The sequence below is a fragment of the Stenotrophomonas indicatrix genome, assembly GCF_002750975.1.
Classification (GTDB): Bacteria; Pseudomonadota; Gammaproteobacteria; order Xanthomonadales; family Xanthomonadaceae; genus Stenotrophomonas; species Stenotrophomonas indicatrix.
The window spans coordinates 1,514,963-1,528,475 of record NZ_PEJS01000001.1 but is presented as its reverse complement, the minus strand read 5'-3'; the positions used below and the strand labels follow the sequence as shown (position 1 = coordinate 1,528,475).

At 59.0% G+C, this 13,513-nt stretch carries 10 protein-coding genes; 1 reads left to right on the top strand and 9 read right to left on the bottom strand.

Annotation, left to right across the window (positions count from 1 at the left end):
* Window positions 1–486 precede the first annotated feature (486 nt).
* Window positions 487–843, top strand: a complete 357-nt coding sequence (locus CR918_RS07165) for a hypothetical protein (RefSeq protein WP_088100700.1) — start codon at window positions 487–489, stop codon at window positions 841–843.
* Window positions 844–922: 79 nt separating this feature from the next.
* On the opposite strand, the gene CR918_RS07160 is transcribed toward CR918_RS07165, so the two are convergent.
* From CR918_RS07160 to CR918_RS07125, 9 genes are all read right to left on the bottom strand, one after another.
* A complete protein-coding gene (locus CR918_RS07160) occupies window positions 923–2,551 on the bottom strand; it encodes a DUF2326 domain-containing protein (protein ID WP_165780889.1) in 1,629 nt (542 codons plus the stop codon).
* Window positions 2,552–2,613: 62 nt separating this feature from the next.
* Complete coding sequence (locus CR918_RS07155) at window positions 2,614–2,877, bottom strand: ABC-three component system middle component 6 (RefSeq protein WP_088100634.1); 264 nt, start codon at window positions 2,875–2,877, stop codon at window positions 2,614–2,616.
* Complete coding sequence (locus CR918_RS21035; protein WP_133119673.1) at window positions 2,831–3,763, bottom strand: ABC-three component system protein; 933 nt, start codon at window positions 3,761–3,763, stop codon at window positions 2,831–2,833. Before CR918_RS21035 ends, CR918_RS07155 begins: the two co-directional genes overlap by 47 nt.
* Window positions 3,764–4,051: 288 nt before the next feature.
* Window positions 4,052–5,242 carry a hypothetical protein gene (locus CR918_RS21030; protein WP_165780888.1) on the bottom strand — a complete coding sequence of 397 codons (1,191 nt, stop codon included), beginning with the start codon at window positions 5,240–5,242 and terminating at the stop codon, window positions 4,052–4,054.
* Window positions 5,243–5,689: 447 nt separating this feature from the next.
* The gene (locus CR918_RS07145; RefSeq protein WP_088100632.1) at window positions 5,690–6,382 is read right to left on the bottom strand and encodes a hypothetical protein; all 693 of its coding nucleotides are present in this window, start codon (window positions 6,380–6,382) and stop codon (window positions 5,690–5,692) included.
* A gap of 498 nt (window positions 6,383–6,880) precedes the next feature.
* On the bottom strand, window positions 6,881–8,446 hold the full coding sequence (guaA, locus tag CR918_RS07140) for a glutamine-hydrolyzing GMP synthase (protein WP_099842332.1): 1,566 nt from the start codon (window positions 8,444–8,446) through the stop codon (window positions 6,881–6,883).
* A 109-nt stretch (window positions 8,447–8,555) separates the two neighbouring features.
* Window positions 8,556–10,013, bottom strand: a complete 1,458-nt coding sequence (gene guaB / locus CR918_RS07135) for an IMP dehydrogenase (protein WP_099844268.1) — start codon at window positions 10,011–10,013, stop codon at window positions 8,556–8,558.
* Between the two features lie 372 nt (window positions 10,014–10,385).
* Window positions 10,386–11,264: a bifunctional methylenetetrahydrofolate dehydrogenase/methenyltetrahydrofolate cyclohydrolase FolD gene (gene folD, locus CR918_RS07130; RefSeq protein ID WP_093819795.1), complete on the bottom strand. Its 879-nt coding sequence runs from the start codon at window positions 11,262–11,264 to the stop codon at window positions 10,386–10,388.
* Window positions 11,265–11,472: 208 nt separating this feature from the next.
* Window positions 11,473–13,305, bottom strand: a complete 1,833-nt coding sequence (locus CR918_RS07125; protein ID WP_099842331.1) for a monovalent cation:proton antiporter-2 (CPA2) family protein — start codon at window positions 13,303–13,305, stop codon at window positions 11,473–11,475.
* Window positions 13,306–13,513: the final 208 nt, after the last annotated feature.

The window sequence follows — 13,513 nt, the reverse complement described above, 5'->3', positions numbered from 1 at the left end:
TGCCATTCGCTGCGGACTAAGAACTGTTGCAAAGAACGCCGTCGCGTTATCCGCTTGCGTCATGGGCGATTACGTCACTCTGATTCGCAATCGGCTGCGCATCTGCACGAATGCGTCTTGCGGCGTCGCCTGCTGCACGAATGGCGCGTGCAACAATAGTTTCCCCCTCTCGAATCGCGCGATTTCTTCGCGAATTTCAATTTGCATTCGAAGCGGCAGCGTAAACACCATGGCGCGCCACCGACAACGGGTGGCAGCGGGTCTGCAAACCCGTGACGTTCGATGTGCCTGTTGTTTACGCTTGCCCGTCGGCGCCGTCCTTAACCGGCGCCGGCGGGCAATCCGTCGGCCTCTATGGCGGGCGGTGCGTGGGGGTCTTCTGGCCCACCGGTCATGGCACTACTTCGTCCCGGTTTGCAGCCACGCATCGTCCGCCACCCCGCCTACGCGGTGGCGCTGTTAAGCACAGCCACGGAAGCCGACGCCATGAACGAATCCGACACCTTCTCTTCGTACACCGTTGTTGAGCCCATCAACGACGACACTCCCCTGCCCGACCTGAACTCCCTCCTCGGCATCCTCAAGCGCATGCGCGGCTGCGAGGGTGCCGATGGGCACCCGTGGCCAGAAACCGACGTATCACCCGGCCGCCGCGTGAGCCTAGCGAGGACCGAGCGCGCGATGGTGGGTGCGCTGACGGTTCTGGAGATACTGCACGCCGCAGACCGCTGCCGGGTGGCAGCGGACCCGGAGCGGCATTTGGATGAGGGGGTTGTTGATGGGTTGTTTCTGGCTTGCCGGGGGTTGATGGAATGGGCTTGTCGGGAGGTCAGGCCCGAATGACGAAACTAGATTGTTCAGAATATGGCTGATCGCCGGCTACTCCGGCCAAGGCACCAATCTCCGAAGCCGAGCAAAAGCACTATCCAAACTTCACACCCATTAGCCTGTTCGCATCTCTATCCCCCTTAAGCGTAACAATTACACTATTCTCAAGCATGCTTCGAATCGAATCATGGAGAAATGGCGCCATGCTATGAAAGTTCTCATAATTGAGCGTTGCGATGTACTGCCTATCCTCCTTCATGAAGGTTTCACTAATGAAAGAAAACCAACTCGCTCTAGGCTTGGGATCCATGTCAGCAAATAGTCGATTATCATGCCAGAGAACATCCATATTATGCTCCCGACCATGCTTAAAGAGAAGCCAATCAAAGCAGATAATTCGGGCGTTCGCAATACCATCAGAGTCTTGACCTTGGACTGAAACATCCAAATTGAACCTTACTTTATTCTCCCCTGAGTTATTCTTCAGGGTGATCCCGGCCGAGCTATCCGGATAGAGCCGCTGAACGATTGACCTATACTTTCCATCAAGGTCATCCAGCGGATCAGACTGGGCATATCGCAATGCCAACTCGTCCTGATACACCATTGCAGATTTCACGATCTGCAACTCTTTCGCCTTATCTTTCTCAAGATCAACAAAGGACTGAAGACGCTTCCTCTCCTCCTCCAGCCCAGCAAGCTTCATAGTCAGAGAAACATACTCATCCAGAGCTCTTTTCCCAGCTATATGCTGTAGGAGCATGGCGCGAGCAGTGGACTTCGACGACTCAGAGGCCTCAAGATTATTAATTTCTTCTCGTATCCGAATTTCGTCCTTCATCAAACGATGCTCGCGATTCGATACCAGAGCCTTCTGAAAATCTTCAACCTGCTGAAAATGCCTCAACGCTTCGGGTCGAAAGATCTGACCGAGACCTTCATACAGCGAAAGAAGATCGTTGCGAGTGATATCAACCCGACGCTGTTGAGCATCCTTAACACCATCTAGCTCGAACTTCAGAAGATGGATCTCCTCCGAGATCGCTCTGAGCTCGCTGGTCAGCTGATTGGCCTGATCTTCGATATTCCTATAGTCTTCAGAAACTTCAAATGACTGGAGATTTGCACGAAGGATATCGGATTCAGCGCCAAGCTCCTTCAATCTACTCTCTGGTCGCTGACCAGCCTTGAAGACATCCCTAAATATACTAGATTTCTTTAAAAGCTTTACTTCGTCCTTCAGAGCATCCAGTCGCTCCTTTAGCTCAACTTTTCGCCTTGATAAGACCTCATCGACGTTAAGGAGATATAGTGTTCTCTGCAAAGCCTCGTGCGGAAGTTCCTTTTCAAGTGCCACGGGACTCGCCGAGTCCTCCTGACTCCTTCGCGCAAACCTAGGAAACAATGAACGGAAAGAGTGCACATCCGACTCGAAACCACCGTATTGATTGAGCCACTCACGAAATGGCTTAATCCTTATCTCCTTCTCGTTCAAAGCGATCTTTGAACCGTCACCTTTCCGGGCAATCCGAAAATCGCGACCTCCGATTCGGACATCCAAGTAAAACCACCATTCCGCAGCCACTGAAGCCAAAGCCGGTGGCGGCTTGTCTGCGCCCAGACAATGATGAATCAAGCGCAGAGCCAAAGTCTTCCCAACCCCATTGCTATCGCCATCCTGTCGACCGGCGACATGCTCTCCGTCACCAAGGATGAGAGACACTCCCTTCTCGCGAAATCGGAGCTCCCTAAAGCTACTCTCACTAGAGGAAAGTCTAACTATTCTCATCCTATCAACCCAAACCTTCCGTCGCCAACGTGCTCCAATTGCCCTATTGAGAACAGAATGATGATCGCAAGCATCACCTGCTCGGCGGACGGTTTAGAAGGCCAATCAGAGTCATCGGCATAAGCCATCCGCCACACCTGGTCAAAGCTCTTCGGGCCCGTCCTAAGCAGCGCTCTAACAAAGCCACCAATGCCGACGAGCGACTGACTAAAATCAATGTGCTTTTGGGGCAGCAGTGCTGTTTGGATTTTCAAAGACATCACAAGCCTCGAAGTATTTTGCAATCACCAGCAGGGAAGCCTCTCGAAATGCTTTCAAAGTATGTGCATGTGCTTTAGCAAATTCAGGTATCAACGACTCAGAAAGAAGCCAGAATCGCTCATCCGGGGTAGCGCCCTTCGGAGTACCAGTATAACGTTGCTTCACCTCTTCGGAAATCGACTGAAGCCAAGAGGAGTCTCGATGCGATAGCATCTTATCAACGAGGTGACTTCTTCGCGCGTATTGAGTCAGCCTGGACTTAACTGCATCACTAAATCCATTAAACGCAGCTTTGGCATCAAATTCCGCTGGAAGATCAATTCTATCAAGATGAACCAAGTCATCGTCATTATCCGCAAGCTCTTTTAGAATCGCACCTAAAATTGAAAGATCCAACTGCTTAGGAATGAATGCAGGAAGGTCTCCCACGATCAAAATTTGCTGCTCCTGAGAAAGAGCCTCAAATCGCGACCGAAGCTCATACGCCCCAATAGGGGAGCAGTCCCCAAGAGTTGATTTATCCTGCTTTAGCTTAACCAATGATTCTGCCACCGGCGCAGGAATCCCTTGAAACTTATCATTCATCACGAAGTGATAATGCTTAAGATTAGGGTAGGCCTCCTCAAGCTTAGAGAAGTCTCCCACCGCCTTAGAGCAGGATGTCACGGGATTGGCTTCAGAACTCGGCGCATAGAGTTGAAAAAATCGAAGCTCCGCTGGCACATATCCATCATTGCCCCGGTCGCCATGACTACCCCATGGCTTCACGGCAACGTAGCCACCCTGACTTCTGGTCATGAGCTCATTGAACAGATCCTGGAACTGATTTCCATTGCTTCTATGCAACCGCAATTGGAAGTAAGTACTCAACACGAAAGCAGACACTTCAGCCCCCCCCTCCTTGGCTTGATGTGGCCGACATTACACAAGATTAGACCTTTCCGAAAGAGCATCGCGACGCCGAGGCGCTGAACCCATCCAGAGTGACGTCTTCGGCGATCTTCCTTGAAGCTACGTAGCAAGCGTAAGTGAGAACAGCTTGAGTGGAAAATTATTGCAACGCTGACCACTTGCAGATGGCTGGCGGCCCACCACTTCTTAGATGCTCTTGTAGAGCCTGCGGCACCCTCTCCAGAGTTGCCACTGCTGGAGCGAACGCCGGACATCCACTGATCAGGCCACAAAAATTCTGTTCTCTTGCCTATAGACAGAGATTCCCCCGTCCTCGGAAATTTTAATTCCGAGTCCGAGGCTACTACCCTTCTTTGCTGCGGCGGTTCGCCCTCCGCCCTCACTACCCGCAGGTACACTTATGATCGCACCTGCCGCCATTATATTACCCAGATAATCCAGCACCATAGCACCATCCAGCGAAAGCAATTCCTGACGCAAGCGCCGATCAAGACTCTGGAACCTCCCATTCACCATAGCCCGAATCGTTTTTGATTTAATGGAGGGATTCCCCCCTAAAATCAGATCTGACTCTGAAACAACTTCACCCACGTCATCAAGCGACGCAGATCTAATCACAATTATGCAGCCACCGCTTCGAGCAAACGAAATGTCTAGACAGCTTTGGTAGATTGCCTCCCGCAACAATCTATTTTGAGGAGGCTGCATTTCCCGGAGATACATCTCATGGGCATAGAACTGCCATTCGCCGCGACGTTTAGCGAAGATCAGCTTCTTATTTTTGAATATCAGCTGTTCACCAAGGCGATTCAACACCAGCGCAATGCGGCCACCGTCAGCCCATTCTGCAATGGCGCTCAATCGGTATGGCACATAGCCAAGCCCGAGCTGATGTGCCGGAAGTTGCCCAGATCCCGATATATTGCAATCCGGAGTTACAACTAGCAGAGTATCAAATCCGTTACTTATAACCGCCGAGAAATCCTCTTTAAATATCTCAGTGAGGTCACTTCCATTACCCAGTTCGTTTGGATCTATTCCTATGGCCGATGCGATTGCCCCGCCCTCATATGTACGGGCGGACCAAGCAACGAACTGACGCAGGATTAAACTTATCGCGGGAAGACTGCCCAGATAACGCGCAATTGCACGCGCCGGGAGAAAAGTGAATAACTCAGCTCGATACTCGGGACCGGCTGCACCATGTATGGCAAAGAGCTCTTCGACAAATGCCTTCGTTACCGCCAGCTCTTCAGGTGTAAATCCCGGACGACGATAAAGAACTATCCTCTCCACGTCCGCAGGGTCAGCCATAATGGCCGTCTTCGAAGGCTCAAGCGACGCAACCCTTCGACTGTTTACCCTGCAGGGTACAGTTCCCGGCAACACCTGCGCAGAAAGAAGAGGCGCCAAGTACACATCCAAAGCCTCTCGAAGCTCATCAATGGTCAATTTCCATCCTCCGAACGCTCAGCATTCTCACCAGCATCCAACATCCTTATCTCTTATCCCCTGCCCCGCCTAGCTCTAGACCTAAGGTCCAGCACCCCTTACCACGCAACTATAGCGGAGAACCCACTCAACAGCAGTGCAGAGCGACAAGGACATGGCAGTAATTGCATATCGATGCGCGGATAGACTAGGTGCCCCGCCCACAGACTAGTCATATTAGAAGTCCCCTGACCGCCTCCGCCGATGCGTCAATTGAAAACAGTAGAGAGCGCGGCCAAGGCCAAGACTGACTTAACCACATTCTACGGCGAGAGCCCGAATCAGCTAATCACAGCGCCCTGCGAGTTATCGTGCGAATACAAATGCCTGACCAAGGTAACATCCTTGCTTGCACTTAGAAGGTACTAGCAATGGCTCGAGCCGCGGCGCCACATTACAGTCACTCAACTAAGTCGCGTCGGGAGGATCTTTCAATTTTTGCGAATTATCTGACCCAGCCCCAGGCACCCATGAGATCTTATCAATAAGGAACGCTCGGTACACGGCTGGAGCCATCAAACTGTAAAAATCCCCGGCCCGCCGTTTGAAGACAGCAGCTACTAGCAACCCGCACAACAGCCCCAGAGTCGCACTGCACCATGTAGAAGCAAAAAAGAAGGAGCAAATGCCAGACGCGACAGAGATGAAAGCACAATTACGATAGAAGCCGTATCTAGACAAGTACACCATGAACGTGGTGCTTAGCTGCTTGGTTTCCACATACTCTTTGCATATCGAAAATGGGTTTTCGATCTTCCCATTTAGAGACCCCATATAGGCAAATCTAATCTCCTCTCTAAGAACAGCCTCTTCTTCACTATGTTTCTTCTTCGGCCTTGATATCCAGCCCAAATTGAACCTCGAGATGTAGCTGTCGAAGTAATTTGAAAAAGGCTCTATAACCATTCCGAAAAGCGTAAAGGCAAGCGGCGCACCAACAAGCGTAACGGATGCTGGGAAAGTGGAAATCGCGTCAAACAGCTCTTTAAGTGTGACATCACCATAGGCCACGAACATTGCCGCCAGCACAAATGTGGCAAGAAGGCCAGTGAGGAAGAAGGAGAATATGTCCCACAAAGAGACTCTTATTTTTTCGACCATCTTGGGTATCGCTCTGGGTGGCTAACTCTGGATCCAAGTCGAACCGTGACGCCGGAGCGATTGGGATGGGCGTCTAGTCCAGTTCACAGTTAACTCCATGATTGCGGTAGTTTGAGAATGCTACGACTGAAAACACTGCACAGGCAACCAGCAGAGTCATGCGCTACCGGCAAGCCTAGCCAAATCACTCCCCCTGACCTCATTCCACTCGCCAAGAGCTACTGTTCGCGACGAGAGGAAGGAGTCTGCCCCGCTGCTTGAAGACAGGTTAGCGAACGTTTATCCGCTTCAGCTCGAAAGCCACCCTGTAGTCGTGCTTGCGCACCTTAGCCCGGCCACAAGCTACGCATCCAGAATGTCCACGCCAGCCTCGCTGTGGGGCACAGCTCGATCGCATTTCAGGGTACGGTATCCCAGCAAACACCAAAGTTGACCCGGGGTAGAAATGAGCGCCGCTCCAAAAACAAGGGCGCCTCTCGGCGCCCTCGTTCTCTCAACTCATTCCCACTCAATAGTAGCCGGCGGCTTCCCCGAGATGTCATAAACCACCCGCGACACCCCCCGCAACTCATTGATGATCCGGTTGCTCACCGTACCCAGGAACTCATACGGCAGATGCGCCCAATGCGCCGTCATGAAGTCGATCGTTTCCACGGCCCTCAGCGCAATCACCCACTCATAAGCGCGCGCGTCGCCCACCACGCCCACCGACTTCACCGGCAGGAACACGGCAAACGCCTGGCTGGTCTTGTCGTACAGATCCGCCTTGCGCAGCTCATCAATGAAGATGGCATCGGCCTTGGCCAGCAGTTCGGCGTACTCGCGCTTCACTTCACCCAGAATGCGCACGCCCAGGCCCGGGCCCGGGAACGGATGGCGGTAGACCATGCTGCGCGGCAGGCCCAGCTCAACGCCCAGGCGGCGCACTTCGTCCTTGAACAGCTCGCGCAGCGGCTCCACCAGGCCCAGCTTCATGTGCTCCGGCAGGCCGCCCACGTTGTGGTGGCTCTTGATCACATGCGCCTTGCCGGTCTTACTGCCGGCCGACTCGATCACGTCCGGGTAGATGGTGCCCTGCGCCAGCCACTTGGCGTTCTTCAGCTTGTTCGACTCTTCGTCGAAGATCTCAACGAACAGGTTGCCGATGATCTTGCGTTTGGCTTCCGGGTCGCTCACGCCTTCCAGCGCGCTGAAGTAACGGTCGGCGGCATTCACGCGCACGACCTTCACGCCCATGTGCTCGGCAAACATCGCCATCACCTGGTCGCCTTCCTGCCAGCGCAGCAGGCCGGTATCCACGAACACGCAGGTCAACTTCTCGCCGATGGCCTTGTGCAGCAGTGCGGCCACCACGGACGAATCGACGCCGCCGGACAGGCCCAGGATCACTTCGTCATCGCCCACCTGTTCGCGCACGCGGGCAATCTGGTCGTCGATGATGTTGGCGGCGGTCCACAGGGTCTGGCAGCCGCACACATCCACCACGAAGCGGCGCAGCAGCGCCTGGCCCTGCAGGGTGTGGGTCACTTCCGGGTGGAACTGCACGCCGTACCAGCGCTTTTCTTCGTTGGCCATGGCGGCCACCGGAATGCGGTCGGTGGTGGCGGTGATGGTGAAGCCCGGCGGCGCAACGGAGACGTGGTCGCCGTGGCTCATCCAGACGTTCAACTTCGGCTCGCCGCCGTGGTCGCTCAGGCCCTTGAACAGCGCATCCGGGTTGATCACGTTCACTTCGGCGTGGCCGAATTCGCGCTGGTCAGCCGCTTCGGTGGCACCGCCCAGCTGCGCGGCCAGGGTCTGCATGCCGTAGCAGATGCCGAAGATCGGCAGGCCGCTGTCGAACACTTCCTGCGGCGCGGCGGGCGCGCCCGGCAGCGTGGTCGATTCCGGGCCACCGGACAGGATGATGCCCTTGGCGCCGAACGCCGCGATCTCGGCCGGGTTGTGGTCCCACGCCCAGATTTCGCAGTAGACGCCCAGCTCGCGGATGCGGCGGGCAATCAGCTGCGTGTACTGCGCGCCGAAATCGAGGATGAGGATCTTGTCGTTATGGATGTTGGTCATGGCGCCCCGGCAATGCAGTAGGGAAAACGAAAACGTCAGAATTTTTCAGCGGCAGATGGAGAAAGAGGAACGGGAATCAGCTTCCTCGTTCCTCTTTGCTCGTCCCGCATCAGGAGCGGTAGTTCGGCGGCTCTTTGGTGATCGTCACGTCGTGGACGTGGCTCTCGCGCTGGCCGGCGCCGCTGATCTTCACGAACTTGGGCTTGCTGCGCATGTCCTCGACGGTAGCGCAGCCCACGTAGCCCATGGTGGCGCGCAGGCCGCCCATCAGCTGGTGGATGATGCCGCCCACCGGGCCGCGGTACGGCACGCGGCCTTCAATGCCCTCCGGCACCAGCTTGTCGGCGGTGGCGGCGTCCTGGAAGTAGCGGTCCTTGGACCCCTTCTCCATCGCGGCCAGCGAACCCATGCCGCGGTAGCTCTTGTACGAACGGCCCTGGAACAGCTCGGTTTCGCCCGGCGATTCCTCGGTACCGGCCAGCAGGCCACCAATCATGATGGTGGAAGCACCGGCGGCCAGCGCCTTGCCGATGTCGCCGGAGTAGCGGATGCCACCGTCGGCGATCAGCGGGATGCGGTCCTGCAGCGCTTCGGCTACCAGGTCGATCGCGGTGATCTGCGGCACGCCCACGCCGGCCACCACGCGGGTGGTGCAGATCGAGCCCGGGCCGATGCCCACCTTCACTGCGTCCGCGCCGCTGTCCAGCAGCGCCAGCGCGGCTTCACCGGTGCAGATGTTGCCGCCGATGACCTGCACGTTCGGGAAGTTCTTCTTGACCCAGCTGACGCGGTCCAGCACGCCCTGCGAATGGCCGTGCGCGGTATCGACCACGATCACGTCCACGCCGGCAGCCACCAGCGCTTCCACGCGGCGGTCGGTATCGCCGCCCACGCCGACGGCCGCGCCGACCAGCAGGCGGGTGGCGCTGTCCTTGGCAGCGTTCGGGAAGTCGGTGTTCTTCTGGATGTCCTTGACGGTGATCAGGCCACGCAGGGCGAACTCGTCATTGACCACCAGCACCTTTTCGATGCGGTTGCGGTGCAGCAGCTGCAGCACTTCATCAGACGCGGCGCCTTCCTTGACCGTGATCAGGCGATCCTTCTTGGTCATGATGTGGCGGACCGGATCGTCCAGCTCGGTCTCGAAGCGCATGTCGCGATGGGTCACGATGCCGGCCAGCAGGCCGTCGCTGCCCACCACCGGCACGCCGGAGATGTTGTGTGCCTGGGTCAGGGCCAGCACGTCGCGGATGGTGGTTTCCGGGCCGACGGTGATCGGGTCGCGGATGACACCGGCCTCGAACTTCTTGACCTTGGCCACTTCCGCGGCCTGCTGCTCCACGCTCAGGTTCTTGTGGATGATGCCCATGCCACCCAGCTGTGCCATGGCGATGGCCAGGCGTGCTTCGGTGACGGTATCCATGGCGGCGGACAGGATCGGAAGCTTGAGCTTCAGGTCGCGCGTCAACCGCGTTTCGAGGTTGACGTCCTTGGGCAGGATGGTCGAATGAGCGGGGACGAGCGAGACGTCGTCGTAAGTGAGTGCTTCAGCCTGGATGCGCAGCATCGGCATACCCGAGATGTGGGGAAGCGCGACATTTTACCCTGTTTTGGCGGCCTGTGGCAGGGGGTAGATGCGACGCAGTGTCGCGCGGGCGGCAATTGGTTCAGACGCCGGTGCGTCGCCCTTGGTAGGTGCCAACCTTGGTTGGCACACAACCGGAAGGCCTTTGCCCCATATGGGGAGCTGGCGCCTGATTGTTCGTGCCAACCAAGGTTGGCACCTACCAGGAGCGGGTCATGCGGACCGGCGGGAAGTACGGGGCATCGACGCGACCCCGGTAGCGCCGGGCCATGCCCGGCGAGCGCAGCGGCGCCGCAACAATCCGCCGGGCATGGCCGGGCGCTACCAAGCCCCACGGCAAGCAGCCCAGTGCGGTCAGTTCCCGGCTTCCGCCGCTTCCAACGTGTTCTGCATCAACGTGGCCACGGTCATCGGGCCTACGCCACCCGGCACCGGGGTGATCCAGCTCGCCCGCTGCGCTGCGGCCTCAAACCCGACATCGCCCACCAACCGACCGTCATCCAAGCGGTTGATGCCAACGTCGATCACCACCGCGCCCGGCTTCACCCACTCGCCCGGCACGATGTCCGGCCGGCCCACCGCCACCACCAGGATGTCGGCGTTGCGCACGGCCTGTTCCAGCACGTCCTTGGGGGTGAACTTGTGGCAGCTGGTCACGGTACAGCCGGCGATCAGCAGCTCCAGGCCCATCGGCCGGCCGACGTGGTTGCTGACGCCGACGATGGTGGCGTTGCGGCCGCGCACCGGTTGGTCGGTGTGGCCCAGCAGCGTGGTGATGCCACGCGGGGTGCACGGGCGCAGGCCGAACTCGCGCAGGGCCAGGTGGCCGACGTTTTCCGGATGGAAACCATCCACGTCCTTGCGCGGGTCGATGCGCTGGATCAGCCGGCGCGCATCGGGAATGCCCGGCAGCGGCAGCTGGATCAGGATGCCGTTGATCTTCGGATCGGCGTTGAGCTGGTCGATCAGGTCGAGCAGCTCGGCCTCGGTGGTGCCGGCCGGCAGGTCGTAGTCATAGGCCTCGATGCCGACCTTCTCGGCCGCGCGACGCTTGTTGCGCACGTACACGGTCGAGGCCGGGTCGCCACCCACCAGCACCACGGCCAGGCCGGGGCGGCTGCCACCGGCGGCAACACGGGCGTCGACCCGCACCTTCAGGCTGTCGAGCAGGTCCTCGGCGATACGGCGGCCATCGAGGATGCGGGCAGGAAGCTGGGGGGCGGAGTCGGTCATCGGGTGCGGGCGTGGGGCGGCGGGGACGCTATTGTCCCCGATTCACGCCCCCTCGCCCACCGCTGCGCTCGCCGGGCATGGCCCGGCGCTACCGGATTGCTGCGCCCGCTGCGCTCGCCGGGCATGGCCCGGCGCTACCGACGGAATCGCGCGACGCCCCGGTAGCGCCGGGCCATGCCCGGCGAGCGCGAAGCGCGGCGCGTGACGGTCATTCCTCTTCTTCCGGCACTTCATCCGCATTGAGCGTGCGCGCCTTGCGCTTGGGCGCGGTAAACGGCGTCGGCGTCGGCACACCCGGCAGCGCGCTGCCGAACACCATGTGCGCGCCGGCCCTCAGGCTGCCACCGGCCATTTCCAGTTCGAAGCGCTCGGCATCGCGCTCGCGGATCTGCTCGGCAATCTCGCGCGCGTCGTCTTCCTCCGCGCCCAGCTCCACCAGCGCCGCCTGCCCGAACAGCAGCGCCGACTCGAAGGTTTCGCGGATCTGGAAGTCCACACCGGCATGGATCAGCCGCAGCGAATGCTCGCGGTCGAACGAGCGCACCAGCAGCTTGGCCTGCGGGAACTGGTGCGCCACCAGTTCGACGATGCGGTCGGCGTCTTCGGCATTGTTCACGCACACCGCGACCGCCCGCGCACTGCCCGCGCCGGACGCATGCAGTACGTCCAGACGGGTGCCGTCGCCGTAATAGATCTTGAAACCGAAGCGCTCGGCGTTGTGGATCATCTCCACGTCGTTGTCGATGATGGTCACGTCCACGTCGCGGGCCAGCAGCGACTGGCTGGCCACCTGGCCGAAGCGGCCGAAACCGATCAGCAGCACGCTGCCGGACAGGCCATCGGCGGTATCCACGCCTTCCAGGCTGACGGTCGGCGTCGGCGCCACGCGCTTGTAGACCAGCACCACCAGCGGCGTCAGTGCCATCGACAACACCACCACAGCGGTGAAGTTGGCATTGATGTCCAGGCTGATCACCCCGGCACTGGCTGCGGCCGAGAACAGCACGAAGGCGAACTCGCCGCCCTGCGCCATCAGCACGCCACGGTCCAGCGCCTGCGCGTGGTCACTGCCCATCAGGCGCGCAACCACGTAGATGCACAACGCCTTGGCCGCCATCAGCGCCACCACCAGGCCGAGGATCATCGGCCAGTTGCCGGCCACCACGCCCAGGTCCAGCGCCATGCCCACGCTGAGGAAGAACAGGCCCAGCAGGATGCCGCGGAACGGTTCGATGTCTGCTTCGATCTGGTGGCGGAAGGTCGATTCGCTCAGCAGCACGCCCGCCAGGAACGCGCCCATCGCCATCGACAACCCGGACAGCTGCATCAGCAGCGCCGCGCCCAGCACCACCAGCAGTGCGGCAGCGGTCATCACTTCGCGCGCCTTCGATTCGGCCAGCACGCGGAACAGCGGATTGAGCAGGAAGCGGCCGACCAGCACCAGGCCGACGATGGCACCCACGCCGATCGCCACCGACATCCAGCGCGAGCCCTCGCCATCGGCACTGCCCGCAGCCGGTGCCATCCACGCGACCAGCGCCAGCAACGGCACGATCAGCAGGTCTTCGAACAACAGGATCGAGACGATCTTCTGCCCCGACGGCAGCGCGATGTCGCCGCGCTCGGCCAGCAGTTGCATCACCACCGCAGTGGAAGTCAGCACGAAACCGGTGGCGCCGATGAAGGCGATCTGCCACGGCAGCCCGAACAGCTTGGCGATGCTGGTCAGCACCAGCGCGCAGGTGACGATCTGCAGCGTGCCCAGCCCGAAGATTTCCTTGCGCAGGCTCCACAGGTGCGAGGGCCGCATTTCCAGGCCGATGACGAACAGGAACATGACCACGCCGAGTTCGGCGGTATGCAGGATCGCCTGCGGGTCGGAGAACCAGCCCAGCCCGAACGGGCCGATCGCCAGGCCGGCGGCGAAGTAGCCCAGCACCGAGCCCAGGCCGAGCCGACGGAACAGCGGCACCATCACCACCGCTGCGCCCAACAGGGCGACGACCTTGACCAGCTCGCTGGTCGCTGCTTCTACCGCCATGCGGTGGGTTCCCCGGAAATCGAAATCGGCCTCAACGATAGAGCAACACCGATGACGGCAATAGCACGTGTGTTGCGTTTTATTGTCTTGGAGATGGAACGATAGCGGGAGTGGCCCCGCGCATCATCCCGAAACCATAAACGGTAGCGCCGGGCCATGCCCGGCGAGCGCAGCGGCGCGCGCAGATACATCCGCCGGGCATGGCCCG